The sequence below is a fragment of the Streptomyces sp. NPDC054849 genome (genome assembly GCF_053610945.1).
The window spans coordinates 1-16,778 of sequence record NZ_JBSGZI010000141.1 but is presented as its reverse complement, the minus strand read 5'-3'; the positions used below and the strand labels follow the sequence as shown (position 1 = coordinate 16,778).

Sequence of the window (16,778 nt, the reverse complement as noted above, 5' to 3'; positions counted from 1 at the left end):
CTCCAGCCACCGCCCGCGCTCCGCACGGGCCTAGACCAGGCAGGCAGTAGACCAGCCATCAGGCCGGACGGGGGTGAGGTGCAAGCGGCGGCAAGAGGAGAGGGGGTGACGGGTCGTCGGGGAGAGAGCGGAAGCACGGGGGCCGACCACCCAGACGAAGGGGGCCTACCCCGCGTGTCATGGTCCGATGCGTCAAACTGAGAGCTAGATTGATTCTGGAATGAGAGGCACCCAACACCTCCACCTAAATCACGGGTAGGAATAAAGCCGGAATTATTGCGGCCAGATAGGGCGGGAGATAGTGCCGGAAGTGCCACGCATCGTGAATTGATTGGCCCGAGTCAAATGGTACCGGATTACTTGCGCGGGTGGCCTGAGGAAGGCCCGGAGGGGGCGGGTCCCTGGGTGCGAAGCGGTACGGAGCGCGCGCGAGGCGCAGCGCTGGGGGGCCTTCGCGGGCGGGGTGCGGCGGACGACCGGGTGTCGGCCTCGGAGGCGTTCCGGTGACTGCGTGCGCAGCTGCCGGTGTCGCGGGGCCTTCCGTCGCTGGCGGGCCGCGCCCCGCCCTTGGGGTCTGGTGTCGGCAAGGCCCCCGCATGTGAGGGCCTGGTCGAAGCCTCGCGCGCGCGTGCGTCTTAGGGAAAAGAGGGCCGCTGCGAGAAACCGCCTGTGACCTGCGGTTTCTCCGAGGGGTATGTGTCGGCGCTGACACATCGACCTGCGGAAATGTGTTGGTGGTGCCACACCGACACCCAAATGTGCCAAGCCGGCTTGTATAACCATGCATCGTTGCTGGTGGGGGCGGGTTTCCAGGAAACAGGCCCGAAATCGGTTGTGTCGGCTTCGACACCAAAGCGCCACGCCAGCATGTACAAATCTGCCAACCGTGGTTGGACAACTGCTAGGGTCCGCCGCGACCCCCAAGATCGAGGAACAGGACGACCTTCGATGGCCCCCCGTCCCAAGCGCCCTGCCTCCGGCCGCAGCACGGGCCGGATCGCCGCTGTTCAGCCCTGCGGCGACAGCGCCTTCCGCGAGACCCTGTCCTCCCGGCTGGGGCAGGACATCAAGCCGCCGACCCGCAAGCGGCCGGTGCAGCAGATGGACGTCAACGTCCGGTACACGTACCGCGCACCCCATGAGATGTACGGCCGATCCGGCTACAGCGTGGTCTCCAACGACTTCCTCGCCGACGTCCTGGCCGTGCTGATCGCCCAGCACGGCATGTCGCCGATCCAGTCCGCGGTCCTGCTGTGGTGCATCGGCCGCCAGCGCGAGGGATGGCTGAAGGCCACGCACAAGAAGATCGCGGACAAGCTGGGCGTGGAGCGCTCGAACGTCACCCGGGCGCTGGGGCGGCTGGAGGAGTGGCACATGCTCCAGCGCGTCGACACCGGCCTGATCTTCGTGAACCCGCTGCTCGGCTTCGAGGGCAACGGCGACGTCCAGCAGGAGATCCTGGAGGCACTGCGCAACGGCGCGGCAGAGGGAGCCTTCCCCGAAGTGAAGCCGCCGCCGGCACCGCGCAGCGTGCAGCTGGAGCTCGGGTCCGAAGACGGGGACGATGAGGGTGTCGAGAAGGAGGGACAGGCATGCTGATCCAGGCGAGCGCCGGTTTCGGAATGCTGTACCGGCTGGACCTCACCAAGGCCGCGATGGAGCTGCTGAGCGTCCTCATCGAGCGCCAGGAGCCCGGCGGTGAGGTGAACGCCTCCCAGGCCGAGCTGGGGGCCCGCGTGGGCCTGTCCCGCAACTCGGCGAACACCGCCATGGCGCTGCTGGAGAGCCGGAACTTGGTGCTGCGGCCCGAGGATCGCAAGTACCGCACGTACTACCTCCACCCGTACGTCGCCTCCTACGCCTCCCAAGAGGAGCTGGAGGAAGCGATCGAGGACGCCTCCGAGCGCATCGCCACCGGTGAGCTGCCCGAGATCACCGCCCCCCTGTACGAGACTCCCCCGCCGAAGCGTCAGCCGCAGGCGCCCCTCCGGGCGATCCGCGCCGCCGGGTAGGCCGGCCCTCTCCGCCGAACCGGCGCCGCGCCCTCATCGCGAGGGAGCGGCGCCGCTTTCGTGTTGCGGGAACGGTGTGTCAGATCCGTGCACACGGTTCCCGCGGGCGGGAAACGCGCAGGTCAAGCGGGCGGAAATGCAGCAACCAAACGACCGCTTGCTACACGTCCTGCTGCCGTCTGCAGCACCACCTGCTACCCGAGCAGCACCCGTGCGCACCTGGAGCGGCGCTGAAGTGTCATCGCTCTCCGGCATCCCGAGCAGCCGCACAGCAGCAGGGCCTTGCACTCTTCACCACCAGGAGCAGCAGCCGGTGCAGCACACCTTGCTGCACCGGCCCGGCCGCGAAGGGTGCAAGGCGCTGCACGGTGCAGCGAGAGGCGTCTTCCTCCAGCCCGGGGGCGTCATCGGCGGAAGCCGGCGCTCTGCCCGGGAGCCTTCAGCGGTCGCCCCTCGGACATGGGCCTTGCACCCCAACGTAGGTAGTACCTGTAGTGGTTATGTGCGGGTGGATATCTCTCCCCCCTGAAGAGCGGAGCTCGCGCTGCGGGAAGCAGCCAGACCACCACCGGGGCGATCCGTCTCAGGTGTGTGCCGTACGAACACCCTCTGGGCGGCATCGGCCCGTTGAGCCCGTAGGCGGCGCTGTGCGCCCCGCTGAGCGCCTCACGGGCCCAGATGTGACAACGGGGAGCCCGGAGGGCGGGAAACGCGCCCAGAGGGCCGCACAGGGCCTTGTGGATCATCGGACGGCCAGGTGGGGGTGCGGATCGGCTCCGAGCGGGTGGTGGAACGTGGTGCCCGCTGGCGAGCTCTGCTCTCAGAGGGGGGAGAGATCTACCCGCACATAACCACTACAGGTACTACCTACATTGGGGTGCAAGGCGGTCACGGGCAGCGGGGCGGCGGGTTACCGGTCGGGGTGGACGGCCTGGATGCCGGTGTTCTCGTACGCCTCGGGGGCCAAGGTCAGCAGGTACCGGCCGGCGGGGAAGTCCGTGGAAGGCCGGGCGGCGTGGATGGCGTGGACGGCCGCCCAGGAGTGCCCGACGTGCAGCAGTTCGGTGGCGGCGAGCGCGGCCGCGGTGTCGAACGGCTCGATCTCGATGAACCGGAGCCCGTGGATGTAGGCCAGCAGGCCGGGGCGCTCGGTGTCGCCGGCGGTGAGCGAGAGCACCGGGGCGTAGAGCGTGCCCAGGCCGCCGGAGGCTTGGACGTAGAAGGCCGCGACGGCCTCGTTGAACGGGTCCTTGGGATCGTGCAGGGCGGTGGCGGCCGTGTGGTCCAGGACGACGGCGATGGCCGCCACTACGCGGCCGCCGAGTCCTGGCTGGCGCCCAGGCGCTCCAGGAGGCCGCGGGCCTTCGCCTCGGCCTCCGCGCTGGGCGCCGTGCCCAGGATGGAGGCGAGCTCGGCACGGGCCTGCGCGGCGCGCTCCTCGAACTCGGACTGGGTGGGCCGGCTCTCGGCAAGGGCCTCGACCAGATTGCGGATCGTGGTGTTGTTCTCGGCCGCCAGCAAGGCCAGGCGGTCACGTGTCGCAGCGCTGACCTTGATGCTCGTTTCGTCTGCCATCCCTCGACTCTACCGCCAGTAGAGGAACGCGGGGAGGGATCCGGCCCATCCCGTTGGACCGGTTGCGGTCAGGGGTGCAACGCCCCCTTGCAACACGCGCCACCTTCCCCGGGATGACTGGCAAAGTCCCAGGTAGAGGCTGCAACAGAGGGCGTGCGGGGATGCGTTGCGCGGGGTCTGTTGCATTCCCGGCGGTCGGGCGTTGCATCGGTGCAACGCGCCCGCCGGCGTGTGTCGGCAGTCAGCCGCCGCGGACAGAGGCGTCGTGGTGGCTGGAGGAGGCGGGCGTGTCCGTGGGGCGCAGCCAGCGGATCGGGACGGTGAGGGAGACGGCTCGGGGGAGCTCCACCGGCTCGCCTTCGACGTCGAGGAGCATGCCCGCGACCTGGTAGCCGCGGCCGGGCGGCAGGCCGACGGCCTGGACCTGGTCGTCGGTGAGGTCGACCGTGACGCGGGTGGAGGTGGCCACGCGCAGGCCCTCCACGGTCCGAGCCTGTGGGTCGATGTCCACGACGGTCAGCGGGAAGTGGGTGCCGCGGAGCCAGCTCAGGGTCCACCACGAGGGGCCCATCGTCTCCGGCCGGAATCGGCCGAGCGGCAGCGAGTACGGCACCTCGCAGCGGTAGGTCTGGCCGACCCGTACGTCCTTCGTGCGCACCCTTCCAGAGTGCTCCCCCACTGCCGGGCCTGCGGGCCGTGCCGGTCACGATGGAAGCGGAGCGTGATGGAGGGCGCGGGCTGCCGGGCGGGGTGTCACGCCGTCGGGTGTCACGCCGGAAGAGCCCTGGAGCGGGGGTTCGGGCCCGCGCCGCCATCCCAAAAGATTCAATTCAGACATTCGGGGGTGCGGCCCTGCCCGTCGCCCGGCGAGCGTGACAGGCGGGCGTGACACCTCCGATGTGACGCTGGGTGAGCGTGACATGTTCTGCGGCCACCCGACTCACAACACCCTTCGCGATCCTGGCCACCTGGGAAAACAGGCTGCCACCACATAGGCCAACAGGGCATATAGGGACACTCTGCCGCGCCCTCACAGCCTGGTGTGAGGTGGGCTGTGAGGGGTGTTGTTGTCGCTCCGGGTGACGCACAGCAGGCGCGGGCGGCTGCACGGGCACTGCCCGCAGTTGTCGCAGCCGGCGCACTCCAGGCAGAAGGCGAGCGGCCACTGCCCGGGGCAGGAGCAGATCGGATTGTGGTCGGGGTCGTCCTCGCCGGGGTAGCGGGTCTCACCGAAGGGCGGCTCCGTCCAGGCGTCGACCGTCCCATCAGCGCGCAGTTCCTCGTAGTGGTGGCCGATGTCGCTGTGCTCCTCCCAGACGGCGACGACCTCCTGGTCGTGGTTCATGCCGGGCTCCCCGCGGTGAGCGCGCGGGTGAGGAACGCGGCGAGCTCGCCGACGGCCTCGGAGTCGGCGGCGGCGAGCCGGGCCGCGAACGGCAGCTGGTCGACGTCGGCGCCGGGGACGAGCTGGGTGAGGGCGGCGAGCAGCGCGGCGTGGGCGAGGACCGGCGGGTGCAACAGGCCGGCTGCGGCGTCGCGGGCGGCCGGGTCGGCGTAGTGCCCCCGGTGCGCGGCGAGGGCGCGGGCGAGCCAGGCGTCGACGTCCGGCTGCACGTAGGACCCGGCGCGGCGGGTGAGCTCGTCGAGGGCGGCCTCGTCGCCCTCCCGGGGTTCGGTCTGCTCGAGGGTGCCCCGTTCACGCAGCGCCTGGAGCTGGTCGGCGCGGGCGGCGACTCGGGCCGCCGCCCGCTGCTCGGCCTCCCGGGCTTCGGCGGCCGCGGCTTCGGCGGCGAGCTCCTCCTGGACGACGGCGTCGTCGTCAGGGTCGTACGGACCGCCGGCCCTGAAGACGAGCTGCGCGATGCGCTCCCACTCGGCGAGCTCGGCCGCGCGGCGGCTGCTGTGGTCGGCCGCCTCTTCGTATCGGCGGTCCAGGTGCGCCTCGATCTGGGCGTCGGCAAGGGCTTGGAACGCTTCGCGGTGCGTCATGCCCCGGGCGCGGCGCCGGACCGAGGACCGGCCGATCTTCGCCGGGTCGATCGGCGTGCGTGGGCCTTGGGCGCGGGTGTCGGGGAGGCGTCGCCGCCGCCAGCCATCGGTCGTGTTGCTCATCATGGCTCTCGCTTTCACCACGGAAAAGAAAAGGGAGCCCGCCGCCCGAGTGCACGACGGCGGGCTGTCACTCCAGGTTTATAGCAGGGGTGAATTCCGTGTGTCTAAAACGCGATATCCAACCGCTCGACTGCCTCGATACGCACCTTCAGGCCCGCGCGCCCGCCACCTTCGACGCGGAAATAGGCGTCCGCTATGGCCTCGGCGACGGCGTCGTGCAGCTCACTGTCCGTCGCGCCGGTGTCCCTGGCGGCGAGGATCGCGGCGGCGTGGGAGGGCGATACGGCGACCTGGATGTCCCGCATCCGGCCCGCGTCAGAGCCTTCCGAACCGAACCCGAAGTAGGCGGTGGTGGAGATGACGAGCCCCGCCGAGCTGGCCGCGCGCTGCCTCGCCTGCGCTTTGACCTGCGGTTGCCACTCCGCCTCGGTCTCCTGCGTCAGGGCGGCCTGGAGACGCTTCTGCGGCTTCTTCGTGGCTCCGGAGAGGTAGCGGTCCACCGTCTTGCGGGAGACGCCCAGGCGCTCCGCCAGGGACTTCGAGGAGCCGCCCTCTCGCGTGCGAAGGAATTTCATCTGGGCCCGTGCGGATTTCGGCGCGGGACGGGTGAACAGGGTGCGCTCCGCGCGTCGCAGGCCGTCGAGGATCTTGTCGCGCAGCAGGGCCCGCGCTGCGGTGTTGTCGTTGCTCATCCCTGGAGCCTCCAGGACCGCCCCTGTGGATAAGGGATGTGTCGCCGGGGCGGTACCTAGGGGGAGGGGCCGCAGCGTCCACGTTGGTGTCGGAGCGTCAGCGAGCCGCGCAGCCGTCCGGGGTACGCCGGGCCAGGATGGGGAGGCCCGAGGGCGCCGGCGCCCCGGGCGGGAGGAGAGCGCATTGATCACCACGAACGTCCAGCGTCACGGCACGGTCCTGGTCAGCGTCACCGGGGCACTCGATGAGGACGCGGGCGCGGTGCTGCAACGGGCGCTGGACGACGTCACCGCCGACGAGCGGGACCTCACGGTCGACCTACACGGCGCGGTGTCCATGGACGCCGACGGTCTGCTCCACCTGCTGGCCCTGCACCGGCGGGCGGAGAGCCTGGGCTTGCGCGTCGTGGTCGTCGGCTGGCAGCCCCAGCCCCAGCAGTTCATGGCCGATGTCGCGGGCATCCGCGGGCGCGGCTCGGCCACCGGCGAGCGGTACGCCGTGGCGGGCTTTCGCCGGCTGATCGAGGAGCGGGCGCAGCGCGCACGCGAACTCTCGGATTTCGGTGCCGGCTGGCTGTCCGGCGTCTAGCGAGGCTCGGTCCGTTTCTCACACGGACGGTTCCCACTCCTCGGGGCCGGCGCCTCTCCACTCCACGAAGTCGGGGTCGGTGAGGTCGACGTCCTCGGCGTTCTCGAGCCCGGCCTCGGCGGGGAAGACGCGGATGTCGGATGGCCGGTGTGCGACCCCGATGGCGGTGCCGTCGTAGCGGACCCGGCGCCAGCCCTGTGCGTCCGGCGGGTAGACGATCAACTTGGCGGCCATGCGCCCAGCCTCCGTCCCGTCCGCGCACGCGGCACCCGTCGGCGCCCGAACGGGTGACACCGGGAGCCGCCCCGGTACGGCCTGGACGGCCCTTGAGGCCCCGCACAGGCGCAGCGGCGCAGTGCGGGGCCTCGGGTGTACCGGCGGGGCTGGGGGCGCCCCCAGGGGAGTCTCTGGGCTAGAGGTCGATCCGGATCTCCTGGATGTCGGTGAACTCCACCTTCAGGCCGTGGGCGCGGCGGCCGCCGTCGCGGAAGTACACCTGGCCGAGGGCTTCAGCGGCGATCTTCAGGAGGTCCTGCTCGCTGGCGCCGTTCTCCCGGGCGGTGAACAGCTTCTCCGCGTACTGCGGGGGGAGGGCCTGGGAGGGCAGGGCGCGCAGGCGGGCGTCGTCCGTGGTGTTGTCGTCGGCGGTGTACCCGAATCGGGCCGTGGTGGTCAGCACGATGCCGTCGGTGGAGGCGGCCTTCTTCTTGGCCTTGGCCCTCAGCTGCGGCTGCCAGCGCTTCTTGACCTCGCGCTCTATGCGGGCGGCGAGGTCGTGGCGGGGCCGCTTCAGCTGTCCCTTGACGTACCGCTCCACGGTCCGCTGGGACACCCCGAGTGCGGCTGCGGCCGCCTTGGTGCCCTTGAGCTGCTTGACCAGGTACTTCATCTGCGCCTGGGCGCTCTTGGGGGCGGGGCGGGTGAACACCTTCTCCAGAGCGCGGTCCAGGCTGTCCCCGAGCGAGCTGACCATCGTCTACTCCCCGTCGTCGTCGGCCGGGCGGCCGTTCTTGATGTTCCGGGCGATGTTGAACAGGCCGCCGTTCTTCTCGAACTGCTCCTCGGCCCACAGCACGGTCTGGGTTCCCTCCCACTTGACCATCCCGGGCGAGACGCCGAGGCGGAACGTGCCGGTGGCCGGCTTGCCGTCGGGCGTGTACGGGAGGAGGTCGAGCGGGGAGGGCCCGTTGGAGGGGTAGACGATGCAGTCGGTGGCGATGGCGACGGGGTAGATGTCGGCCGCGGCGGCGGTCTTCATCATCTTGCGGTGCATGATCACGCGGACGGTCGACAGGACGGCGGCCCGGATGTCGGGGCGCCACGTCTCGCGCTCAAGGGCCGGCCACGGCTCGTAGAACGGGACCTCGCCGCGGCTGTTGCGCTGGCGCAGCTTGCCGATGCCGCCCTTCGCGGTCGCCTTGATCGCCTTCAGCAGCAGCTTCAGCGCCGGGTCGCCGTCCTTGACGGCGGCCATCGCCTCGAGGAACTCGTGGTCGTCCATGCCGGGGGTGACGCCGAGGTCGGCCATCGTCGCGAGGTAGGCGTCGCGCAGCCGGTCGTACCAGGGGTCCAGGTAGCGGCCGGTCTCGGTGCGCACGTACGCCTCGATCGGGGCGACGTCGAAGCCGAGCTGGACCGCGTACGCGACGGACGGCGTGGCGTACCAGGCCGGGCCGGTGGGGCGCTCCCCGGACGGGGTGAACGGGGAGGGGAGCCGGTCGCCGTCGACGGTGCGGCCGCCCACGCGGGCGCGGGAGAGGTCGACGTGGGAGAGGTCGACCAGCCAGGAGCCGGGCAGCGACTTGTCGAAGGCGGGGTTGCCGGTGAGGTGGGTGGGCCCGTTCAGGCCGACGACGAGGCTGTTGGCGGCGGCGGCGAACGCCATGTTGACGTCGATGCCGACCAGGTACGGCTTCAGGCACTCGTCGTCGGTCAGCTCACGGCACCAGCTGAACGGCTCCTCCATCAGCATCTGGTCCGGGGTCCGCTGGTGGTGCCGGGGCCACTTCCCCTTCAGGATCGGGTGCTCGTCGGGCACCTCGCACTCCACCACGGGATACACCTGCGTCAGGGCGTCGGCGTTGAAGGCCCGCTCGAACGTGCCGGTCTCCTCGTCCTTCTCCGCGCGGGTCGGCGGGCGCAGCGCCGTCATCAGCGCCAGGCCGGTGGTCGCCGTGAAGCCGCGCGGCGTGATCACCCGCTCCGCGTACGAGCCGAGGAACCGCGCGAGGTCCGCTGCCGACATCGTCGGCAGCTGCGGGTCCTTCTTGTCGTCCCACTCGCTCGTGGGCAGCGCGCCCCAGGCCGGGATGCACAGCTGCACGCAGCGACGCTTGCCGTCTTCGGGCCGGTAGAAGATCCGCGTCCACGCGCCGAAGCCGCGCTTGGTGAGCTCCAGCCCGGCGCGCTCGACCTGCTTGATGACCTTGTGCCGGTCGTTGAGGCGTCCGGCGCTGCGCTCCTCAGGCGTGAGGGTGGTGGGCAGGCCGTAGCGCTCCAGCGCGGCCGGAGTGAGGACAAGCATCGGGTCGGCGTCGTAGCCGCTGCGGTGCAGACGGGCCTGCCCGAGCCTCGCCTCGGTCAGCGTCCAGTCGACCAGCGCCGGCAGAGTCTTGGCGGGCACGTCCAGGACCAGGCCGTCGACGCAGTACGCCACGACCTGGCCGTCCTCGACGTCGAGGACGGCGAGCGGGCCGTTCTCGAATCGCGGGTCGGCGGCGGCCGTCGTCGTGGTGGTCTTCTTCGGCGCCGCCTTCTTCGCACCCGGACGCCGGGACGACGCCGCGGGCTTCGCGGCGGGCGCCGGGCGTACCGCAGCAACGGGTGCCGGGGGCGCCGGCGCTTCGGCCGCCGGGGCGGGAACGGGCGAGGGGCCGGTGAACGCCTCCGGGACCACCGGCGCCGGGGCAGCGGCGGGCGCGTCGGAGGCTGGGGCGGGGAAGCGGGCGGCGAGGCCCTCCAGGAGTCGGGCGTACGCGGCCCTTTTCGGCGGCCGCGGCTCGGTCTTGCCGATCTCCCAGTTCCCCACGGCCTCCCGGCGGGCGTTCAGCACCGTGGCGATCTGCGCCTGGCTCAGGCCCGCCGCCTCCCGCAGACGCTTACGCTCCGCGGGGTTCGGCAGGTCGTCCTGCGCGACTTGCTCCAGCAGCGCATCAACGGCGCTGAACAGCTCGTTCTCAGTGGACACAGAGGTCACCTCCAATAGACATCATACCCGATCGCGCGTTGATTCGCGCATCGAATCGCGCATGGATCGCGCAATACGGAGAGATTGCAACACGGGTGCGGGTAAGCCGTGCAACAGCTGTTCATGCAGGTCAGGGCCGCAACGCGGTGCGTTGCAGTTCTCTGTTGCAGCGGTCTGTTGCAGTGCGTGTTGTACGCACAGCGGCGGTGAGCACCGAGGCGGCATGGCGACGTTGCAGGACGGGGGCCGGCTGCCAGGCTGAGCGGGTCCGGCCCACGAGGTGATTGGGAGCTTCACCGTGTCCGTAGCGTTCTGCATCAGGTGCTGCCTGTGCGCCAAGAACATCCCGCTCGCCGGGGACGTCGTCGCCCTCGATGGCGAGTGGCAGCGCCGCTACCCGGACATGCTCGGCACCCTCGCCTGCGAGCGGTGCGTCATCGACCGCGGATGGAACTGCTGCACCACCACCGAGGGCAGCTTCGTCGACGGGCACGTCGCCGCACCCGAGGATGAGGTCGACGTCGACTCCTGGAGCCACCAACTGGCCCGGGGCACCCACCGCGCCCTGGTGGTGAGCTACCCGCGCTCGGGCCTGCTCCAGGGCGCGGCGCCGTACCTGCGCTGGCTCGCCGGGGGCAAGCACACCCTGCCCGAGGTCGCCGCCCGCCTGAACGCGGCCCTGAACGAGTTCGACGTCCAGCGCAACCCCGTCCGCGCCCCGCAGCCAGACGCCGCCTGAATCCGGATCCGGGTCCTTCTCGTTCTTCTGCTGAACCGCTCGGAATCGAAGTTGACGCGAGCTGCTTACGCTGCTTACGATCAAAGAGAAAGCGAGTGATTCGGCCTTCGGGCCGTTATCGGCAGGAGTGCTCATGGCCACCCTCAGCATCCACTTCAACCCCGCCGTCATCGCGAGCCTCGCCAGCGCGAGCAACGACGACACCATCCACGTCACCCTGACCCTCGGAGGAGGCGAACCCTCCTCCGAGGCGGCCACCGTCGTCCCGCACGGGCCCCTCGCCGCCCTGATGCAGGCCGGACTCCTCGAAGCGGGCACCGAGCTGACCTTCCACCAGCGCCGCGCGAACCGGTCGGGCCGCGCGGTCGTGACCGCCGACGGCCAGCTGATCGTCGACGGCCACTCCTCGACGTTCCCCTCCCCCTCCAAGGCCGCCGAGGCGGTCACGGGCAACGTCATCAACGGGTGGACCCTGTGGCAGACCCGCGAGGGAGTCACCCTCGACAAGCTGCGCAGCCGGCTCGACGCCCAGTAGGACCTCCCTCGCCTTCGTGCCGTGCCCGGATTCGCACCGGGCACGGCACGAAGGCGGGAACACCGACCGGGATCAAGCAGAAGGCCGCAGGAGAGGGCAGCGGAACGGTGATGAGAGACGAGGACATCGTTCCCGTCGAGTTGGCCGAGGACCAGCACGAGACGATCCTGACGGCGCAGATCCTGCCGACTTGGACCCGGGACGCCGTCCCGCAGGACCACCCGGTGGTCGTGATCGTCGCCGGACCCGCGGGCAGCGGGAAGTCCGCGCTGTGCGACCTCCTGCTGGAGGTCCTCGGCCGCCGGGGCGGCGCGGTCCTCATCGGCCGCGACCTCTACAAGAAGGCCCACCCCCTCTACGACACCCTCATGCGCGCCGATGACCGCACCGCAGGGGTGCGGGTGCGCCCGGACGTCCTGCGGTGGCAGGCCGAGGTCGAGGCATACGCCCGGAGCCGGCGCTTCGACGTGGTGCTCGAAGAGCCCGTCGCCGACATCGATGAGGCGTGCGCGAAGGCCCGCGTCTACCGTGCGGACGGCTACCGCGTCGAACTGGTGGCGCTCGCGGTCGCGGAGGCCGAAGCGCAGCTCAGCGGGTTGGACCGGTACCTGGATCAGGTCGACGAGCAGGGCGTGGGCCGGTCCGTGTCCTGGGGCAACTTCGACAAGTGCACGCGCAACCTGCCCCTGTTCCTTCAGGCCGTCGAGGCTGACCGGCTCGCGGACCAGGTCATGGTGGTCCGCCGCGGCCTTCATGTCCTGTACCGCAACGAGCTCACCGCGGACAAAGCGTCCTGGCGCGAAGCCGCAGGCGCCTGCAAGGCGTTGACCGCCGAGTGGGCGCGGCCGTGGACGGCCCCGGAGTCCTGGGTCTTTAGGCGCCGGCTGGTCAGCGCGGAGCAGCGGTTACATCCGCTCGCGCCGGAGCGGCGTCTGGCGGTAGCCGGCGGCCTGGAGCGTGCGTTCGCGCTGGCCGAACCGGTGCGAAGGCGGGCCCAGCCGCTCAGGGTGGCGCCGGGTGTCGACTACTACCGGCTGTCCGCCAGTGAGCACGCCTGGGTTTTCGACGAGCTGATCGTCCCCATGTTCCTGGGCAACATCACGCCGCACGACGACCCGGTCAGCCTCTACGTGATGGGTCCGCAAGGATCCGGGAAGTCGCACACGGCGCGGGCACTGCGCCGTGCGCTGCGCACGCGGCGTCCCACCGGGATCGAGGGCGGCACGTTCAAGTCCCTGCACCCCGACTACCGCCAGCTCCTGCGGGAGGAGCCGCGTACGGCGTCCGCGCGGATCAGGGCCGATTACCGGGCCTGGCAGGAGATGGCAGAAGCCCACGTCCGTGCACGACGTGGCGACATGCTGATCGAGATCGCCCCCGACAGCGTCGATCACTTCCTCAACAGTGCGCGCCGCGACCACCGGGCGGGGCGCCGGGTGGAGCTGGTCGTGATCGGGGCGCGGGCGGCGGACAGCAGGCTGGGTACCGCAACGCGGTGCGCCGAGGTGGCCCGCATGGGCGTTGCCCCCCGCTTCACCGCGGCCGCCGCCCACGCCAACACCTTCCGCGTCATCCCCGACGTGGTTCGCGCGGCGGAGGATTCGCCGTACGTGCACTGCGTCTCCGTCATCCGCCGCGACCTGACCGCCCTGTACCGCAACGAACGGACCCCTGGCGGGGCCTGGAGCAAGCCGGCCCGGGGCGGGGACGTCCTGGAGGCCGAGCAGCACCGCCCCTACACGCCCGCCGAAGCCGCCCACCTCCTGGCCTCCCTTCAAGCGGCTGAAGGGCGAGCTGCCGCAGTACTGGTCTGATTTCGTCGAGATCGCCGCCCTGGCCTGGCCGCTGATGCCGGCGCAGCTTCGGCCGCGGATCCTTGCCTCCACGCTCAGCACAGCCCTGCTGCCCGCCCGGAAGGGCTCCGGCTACTGGCCCTCCAGCTCCTGGGCACGGACCGCGTAGCGGGCCCCGATCTCGGCTGCTTCCTCCGGCCCGCCGTCCCGGAGTGCTTCCAGGTCGGCGACGCACACGGCCATGCCGTCCTTCAGGGTCTTCAGCCGCTCCGGGTCCGCCCCGCTCTGTTGTTCCTTCCTGATCTGCTCGGCGTACCACCTGGTCACGGCCAGTACAGCCTCTTCGGCGGCCTGAGGACTCCACTGCTCTGGCAAGGGATTTCCTTTGTATCGGGAGGTGGCGGGAACGTCATTGTCCCTGGCCAAGACGATGCCTTCAGGGTGCTCGCGTTGCGCAAGCCGTCACGGCCTGCGGCCCGGACGCCTAGGCTGGGACCGCCAATGATCATCCTTGGGGGGACCATGGACCTGCGTTCGTTGTTCAGCGCCAACGACCCGTCGTTCACGGTCGAGGAGGCGTTCACCGACCGGCACGGCCAGTGGGTCGCCGTGGCGGCCGCGCTGGGGGAACACCTGCGACACATCGCCGGCCGGGCCTTCAACGTGGAAGACCTCGAAGCCCCCCGCAGCAACCTGATCACGTTTCACGGAGTGGGCGGGCCTTGACCCCGGATGTTGGACACCGGAGACACTTGGATCTTGATGGTCCAGGAGAACGGAGTCCCCGTGGGGATGAAGCATTACCCCGCCGAGTTCAAGGCGGACGCGGTCGCGTTGTACCGGTCGAGGCCGGGGGCGACGGTCAAGTCGGTCGCCGGTGATCTCGGGGTGAACACCGAGACGTTGCGGAACTGGATCCGGGCCGCCGACGGGCGCCGGCCCGGCGCCCACTCGACGCAGCCGGCCGCCGTGCTGGCCAGCGGTGACGACGTTCAGGCGGAGCTGGCCGCGGCCCGGAAGAGGATCCGCGAGCTGGAGGAAGAGCGCGACATTCTCCGCAAGGCGGCCCGGTATTTCGCGACGGAGACGCGCTGGTGACCCGCTGCCAGTTCGTTGAAGATCACCAGCGCCGTCACGGCGTGAAGCGGCTCTGCGACATCCTCGGCCTCTCCCGCTCGAGCTTTACTCCTGGCGCCGCACCGCGGCCGCAAGAGCGGCCCGGCAGACCGCCGAGGCCGGGCTCGCAGCCCGGATACGCAAGGCCCACCAGGAATCCGACGGCACTTACGGAGCCCCCAGGATCACCGCCGAGCTCCGTGACGAGGGCGGCCCGGCGGTCAACCACAAGCGGGTCGCCAGGATCATGCGGACCATCGGGCTCGAGGGAGTCCGCCTGCGCCGCCGGCACCGCACCACCCTCGCGGACCAAGCGGCGCCGAAGGCACCAGATCTGATCGGCCGTGACTTCACCGCGACCGAGGTGAACACCAAGTACGTCGGCGACATCACATATCTGCCGGTGAGCGGCTCGAAGCCGCTCTACCTCGCGACCGTCATCGACCTCGCCTCACGCCGGCTGGCCGGATGGGCCATCGCCGACCACATGCGGACAGAACTCGTCACCGACGCCCTCGCGGCAGCCGAGCGGACCCGCGGGAGCCTGACCGGAGCGGTGATGCACACCGATCACGGCTCGCAAGGCGGATTCAATCGGTCGTCGCAACACCAGCTACCTGGAGAGATAGGAGGTGCTCGTTGAGGGCTTCGGCGGGGGTCTTCCACCCGAGGGTCTTGCGGGGTCTGTTTTTGTTGAGGGTGGCGGCGACGGCCTGGAGTTCTTCGACGTCCCAGCGGGACAGGTCCGTGCCCTTGGGGAAGTATTGCCGCAGCAGACCGTTCGTGTTCTCGTTGGTGCCGCGCTGCCAGGGGCTGTGCGGGTCAGCGAAGTAGACCTGGAGCCCACTGTCGATGCGGAGTTGGGCGTGCTGGGCCAGTTCCGTGCCGCGGTCCCAGGTCAGTGACCTGCGTAGCTGCTCGGGCAGTGTGGTGATCGTGGCGGTGATCGCGTCCTTCACGGCCGCAGCGCCCCGGCCGGCCCATGCGGGTCCGTTCTTGGTGCGCGGTTCGGTACCGAAGCCCTCCATCCGCGGCAGGTGCAACAGCATCGTGAACCTGGTACTGCGCTCCACGAGCGTGCCGATCGCGGACCGGCCAGTGCCGATGATGAGATCGCCTTCCCAGTGGCCCGGGACAGCCCGGTCCTCGGCCTCGGCGGGCCGCTCGCTGATCAGCACATCAGCGGTCACATGCCCACGGATGCTCTGCCTGGAGCGTTCCCGCGGGACGCGCAGTGAGCGTCCGGTGCGCAGGCAGGCGACCAGCTCGCGCTTGAGCGCTCCGCGCCCCTGCACGTAAAGGGCCTGGTAGATGGCCTCCGGGGAGATGCGCATGGACTCATCATCGGGGAAGTCCACCTTGAGCCGCTGCGAAATCTGCTCCGGGCTCCACGCAGTGGCCCAGAGCCGGTCCTGCCGCCGCGGCTTGTTCCGGCCCTTCCACGGCGGCACCTGTGGACCCTCGATCGTCGTGCCGTCCACCCGCCTGGACGAGGGTTCCGGCCAGCCGCTCCTGGACGTAGTGGGGCAGGCGCTGGTTGGCCACCAGCTTGGCCGTCTTCGGCCGCTGAGCGCGCCGCTCGGCGTGCCACTGCGCCGGCGAGGCCCGGTATTCCAGATGGTAGGTCCGGGTCGAGGCGTTGCGCCGCAGCTCCCGCGAGATCGTCGAGGGCGAACGCCCCAGACGCAACGCGATCGCCCGCACGCCGAAGTCTCGGGCACGCAGCAGAGCGATCTCTTCCCGCTCGGCAAACGACAGGTATCGGCCCGAGACGGTCGGGGCCAGAGATGGATTCACCCCGCCAGCATGACGAAACCACCGCGACCCCACGGCCGGCGAGACCCCGATCGCAGCCGCCGCGTCCACTGAGCTCAGCCCGCTCGCGATCGCCTGCCAGAACCGGACCCGGTCCTCACGCCGGGCGACGCTCGGCCGACCAGGCGAAGGCATCTGCCCGCGATACTCCCGCACCGACCGCTGTCGATTCCCCACACCCATCCGCAAACCTCCAGCTCACAGAGGTGTTGCGACGACCGATTGAATCCGCCCAATACACGAGTAGGGCCTTCGCTGAAATCTGCAGGTCAGCAGGGGTCCGGCAGAGCATGGGCGCGATCGGGTCCAGCGCGGACAACGCCGCCGCGGAAAGCTTCAACGCCGCCTTCAAGAGAGAAACGCTCAAAGGCCGCAAAGGCTGGTCGAACGAGCATGAAGCGCGACTCGACGCCTTCCGCTGGCTGACCCGATACAACACCCGCCGCCGGCACTCCCGCCTCGGCCAGCGATCTCCGATCGCCTACGAGAACGACCTCCAACCAGCAGCAACTACCCTGAGTGGTTGTTTTTGAAGGCTGGTTTTGGGGTCTGGCTGGCTGGATGATCTGGGTCGTGGGCTCTGGTGGGGTGGGCCGGCGGTACTGCCGTGAGT

19 protein-coding genes and 2 pseudogenes are annotated in these 16,778 nt (G+C 70.3%); 10 read left to right on the top strand and 11 right to left on the bottom strand.

Features of this window, described 5'->3' with window-relative positions; translation table 11 throughout:
• Nucleotides 1–948: 948 nt before the first annotated feature.
• Entirely contained in the window at nt 949–1,599 is a 651-nt protein-coding gene (locus ACWGIF_RS35485) for a replication/maintenance protein RepL (RefSeq protein WP_453503703.1), read from the top strand.
• Nucleotides 1,593–2,012, top strand: a complete 420-nt coding sequence (locus ACWGIF_RS35480) for a helix-turn-helix domain-containing protein (RefSeq protein ID WP_052876035.1) — start codon at nt 1,593–1,595, stop codon at nt 2,010–2,012. The genes ACWGIF_RS35485 and ACWGIF_RS35480 overlap by 7 nt, the downstream gene beginning before the upstream one ends.
• Nucleotides 2,013–2,922: 910 nt before the next feature.
• Here the strand turns inward: ACWGIF_RS35480 and ACWGIF_RS35475 are convergent.
• The 6 genes from ACWGIF_RS35475 to tpg (ACWGIF_RS35450) all read right to left on the bottom strand — a co-directional run bounded on the left by ACWGIF_RS35475 (nt 2,923) and on the right by tpg (ACWGIF_RS35450) (nt 6,391).
• Nucleotides 2,923–3,321, bottom strand: a complete 399-nt coding sequence (locus tag ACWGIF_RS35475) for a hypothetical protein (protein ID WP_453503701.1) — start codon at nt 3,319–3,321, stop codon at nt 2,923–2,925.
• On the bottom strand, nt 3,321–3,587 hold the full coding sequence (locus tag ACWGIF_RS35470; protein ID WP_266449231.1) for a hypothetical protein: 267 nt from the start codon (nt 3,585–3,587) through the stop codon (nt 3,321–3,323). The genes ACWGIF_RS35475 and ACWGIF_RS35470 overlap by 1 nt, the downstream gene beginning before the upstream one ends.
• 241 nt (nt 3,588–3,828) lie before the next feature.
• Nucleotides 3,829–4,245, bottom strand: a complete 417-nt coding sequence (locus ACWGIF_RS35465; protein WP_331724988.1) for a hypothetical protein — start codon at nt 4,243–4,245, stop codon at nt 3,829–3,831.
• 372 nt (nt 4,246–4,617) lie between these two features.
• Nucleotides 4,618–4,932 (bottom strand): hypothetical protein, encoded by a 315-nt coding sequence (locus ACWGIF_RS35460; RefSeq protein ID WP_453503700.1) that lies wholly within the window; start codon nt 4,930–4,932, stop codon nt 4,618–4,620.
• Complete coding sequence (locus tag ACWGIF_RS35455; protein WP_453503698.1) at nt 4,929–5,702, bottom strand: hypothetical protein; 774 nt, start codon at nt 5,700–5,702, stop codon at nt 4,929–4,931. Before ACWGIF_RS35455 ends, ACWGIF_RS35460 begins: the two co-directional genes overlap by 4 nt.
• Nucleotides 5,703–5,803: 101 nt before the next feature.
• Nucleotides 5,804–6,391, bottom strand: coding sequence for a telomere-protecting terminal protein Tpg (gene tpg / locus ACWGIF_RS35450; protein WP_266449225.1), 588 nt, complete (start codon nt 6,389–6,391; stop codon nt 5,804–5,806).
• Nucleotides 6,392–6,575: 184 nt separating this feature from the next.
• On the opposite strand from tpg (ACWGIF_RS35450), the gene ACWGIF_RS35445 reads away from it, so the two are divergent.
• Nucleotides 6,576–6,980, top strand: a complete 405-nt coding sequence (locus ACWGIF_RS35445; RefSeq protein ID WP_453503696.1) for an STAS domain-containing protein — start codon at nt 6,576–6,578, stop codon at nt 6,978–6,980.
• Between the two features lie 18 nt (nt 6,981–6,998).
• Here the strand turns inward: ACWGIF_RS35445 and ACWGIF_RS35440 are convergent, their stop codons facing one another.
• The 3 genes from ACWGIF_RS35440 to tap form a co-directional block, all read right to left on the bottom strand.
• Nucleotides 6,999–7,214 (bottom strand): hypothetical protein, encoded by a 216-nt coding sequence (locus ACWGIF_RS35440; RefSeq protein ID WP_453503695.1) that lies wholly within the window; start codon nt 7,212–7,214, stop codon nt 6,999–7,001.
• Between the two features lie 178 nt (nt 7,215–7,392).
• Nucleotides 7,393–7,953, bottom strand: coding sequence for a telomere-protecting terminal protein Tpg (gene tpg / locus ACWGIF_RS35435; RefSeq protein ID WP_052876053.1), 561 nt, complete (start codon nt 7,951–7,953; stop codon nt 7,393–7,395).
• A 3-nt stretch (nt 7,954–7,956) separates the two neighbouring features.
• Nucleotides 7,957–10,167, bottom strand: a complete 2,211-nt coding sequence (tap, locus tag ACWGIF_RS35430; protein ID WP_453503693.1) for a telomere-associated protein Tap — start codon at nt 10,165–10,167, stop codon at nt 7,957–7,959.
• A 298-nt stretch (nt 10,168–10,465) separates the two neighbouring features.
• Here tap and ACWGIF_RS35425 point away from each other — a divergent pair, with 298 nt between their 5' ends.
• The 3 genes from ACWGIF_RS35425 to ACWGIF_RS35415 all read left to right on the top strand — a co-directional run bounded on the left by ACWGIF_RS35425 (nt 10,466) and on the right by ACWGIF_RS35415 (nt 13,255).
• The gene (locus tag ACWGIF_RS35425) at nt 10,466–10,906 is read left to right on the top strand and encodes a hypothetical protein (RefSeq protein WP_453503691.1); all 441 of its coding nucleotides are present in this window, start codon (nt 10,466–10,468) and stop codon (nt 10,904–10,906) included.
• Nucleotides 10,907–11,039: 133 nt separating this feature from the next.
• Nucleotides 11,040–11,441: a restriction system modified-DNA reader domain-containing protein gene (locus ACWGIF_RS35420; RefSeq protein ID WP_453503689.1), complete on the top strand. Its 402-nt coding sequence runs from the start codon at nt 11,040–11,042 to the stop codon at nt 11,439–11,441.
• 110 nt (nt 11,442–11,551) lie between these two features.
• Complete coding sequence (locus ACWGIF_RS35415; RefSeq protein ID WP_453503688.1) at nt 11,552–13,255, top strand: zeta toxin family protein; 1,704 nt, start codon at nt 11,552–11,554, stop codon at nt 13,253–13,255.
• 111 nt (nt 13,256–13,366) lie between these two features.
• Here the strand turns inward: ACWGIF_RS35415 and ACWGIF_RS35410 are convergent, their stop codons facing one another.
• Nucleotides 13,367–13,609: a hypothetical protein gene (locus ACWGIF_RS35410; RefSeq protein WP_453503687.1), complete on the bottom strand. Its 243-nt coding sequence runs from the start codon at nt 13,607–13,609 to the stop codon at nt 13,367–13,369.
• Nucleotides 13,610–13,735: 126 nt separating this feature from the next.
• Here ACWGIF_RS35410 and ACWGIF_RS35405 point away from each other — a divergent pair, with 126 nt between their 5' ends.
• From ACWGIF_RS35405 to ACWGIF_RS35395, 3 genes are all read left to right on the top strand, one after another.
• A complete protein-coding gene (locus tag ACWGIF_RS35405) occupies nt 13,736–13,960 on the top strand; it encodes a hypothetical protein (RefSeq protein WP_453503686.1) in 225 nt (74 codons plus the stop codon).
• Between the two features lie 66 nt (nt 13,961–14,026).
• On the top strand, nt 14,027–14,332 hold the full coding sequence (locus tag ACWGIF_RS35400; protein ID WP_453503684.1) for a transposase: 306 nt from the start codon (nt 14,027–14,029) through the stop codon (nt 14,330–14,332).
• Nucleotides 14,333–14,384: 52 nt separating this feature from the next.
• Nucleotides 14,385–14,993, top strand: coding sequence for an IS3 family transposase (locus tag ACWGIF_RS35395; RefSeq protein WP_453503705.1), 609 nt, complete (start codon nt 14,385–14,387; stop codon nt 14,991–14,993).
• Here ACWGIF_RS35395 and ACWGIF_RS35390 read toward each other — a convergent pair.
• A pseudogene (locus ACWGIF_RS35390) lies at nt 14,941–16,348 on the bottom strand (IS30 family transposase). The gene ACWGIF_RS35395 and the pseudogene ACWGIF_RS35390 overlap by 53 nt on opposite strands.
• Nucleotides 16,349–16,395: 47 nt before the next feature.
• Here ACWGIF_RS35390 and ACWGIF_RS35385 point away from each other — a divergent pair.
• Nucleotides 16,396–16,698, top strand: a pseudogene (locus ACWGIF_RS35385) (integrase core domain-containing protein); the annotation flags it as partial.
• Between the last annotated feature and the right edge of the window lie 80 nt (nt 16,699–16,778).

Coding starts and splice junctions, on each gene's coding strand:
- ACWGIF_RS35420 (WP_453503689.1), top strand. CDS start 11,040: ATGGCCACCCTCAGCATCCACTTCAACCCCGCCGTCATCGCGAGCCTC.
- ACWGIF_RS35440 (WP_453503695.1), bottom strand. CDS start 7,214: ATGGCCGCCAAGTTGATCGTCTACCCGCCGGACGCACAGGGCTGGCGC.
- ACWGIF_RS35485 (WP_453503703.1), top strand. CDS start 949: ATGGCCCCCCGTCCCAAGCGCCCTGCCTCCGGCCGCAGCACGGGCCGG.
- ACWGIF_RS35400 (WP_453503684.1), top strand. CDS start 14,027: ATGAAGCATTACCCCGCCGAGTTCAAGGCGGACGCGGTCGCGTTGTAC.
- ACWGIF_RS35405 (WP_453503686.1), top strand. CDS start 13,736: ATGATCATCCTTGGGGGGACCATGGACCTGCGTTCGTTGTTCAGCGCC.
- tpg (WP_052876053.1), bottom strand. CDS start 7,953: ATGGTCAGCTCGCTCGGGGACAGCCTGGACCGCGCTCTGGAGAAGGTG.
- ACWGIF_RS35455 (WP_453503698.1), bottom strand. CDS start 5,702: ATGATGAGCAACACGACCGATGGCTGGCGGCGGCGACGCCTCCCCGAC.
- ACWGIF_RS35460 (WP_453503700.1), bottom strand. CDS start 4,932: ATGAACCACGACCAGGAGGTCGTCGCCGTCTGGGAGGAGCACAGCGAC.
- tpg (WP_266449225.1), bottom strand. CDS start 6,391: ATGAGCAACGACAACACCGCAGCGCGGGCCCTGCTGCGCGACAAGATC.
- ACWGIF_RS35480 (WP_052876035.1), top strand. CDS start 1,593: ATGCTGATCCAGGCGAGCGCCGGTTTCGGAATGCTGTACCGGCTGGAC.
- ACWGIF_RS35470 (WP_266449231.1), bottom strand. CDS start 3,587: ATGGCAGACGAAACGAGCATCAAGGTCAGCGCTGCGACACGTGACCGC.
- ACWGIF_RS35415 (WP_453503688.1), top strand. CDS start 11,552: ATGAGAGACGAGGACATCGTTCCCGTCGAGTTGGCCGAGGACCAGCAC.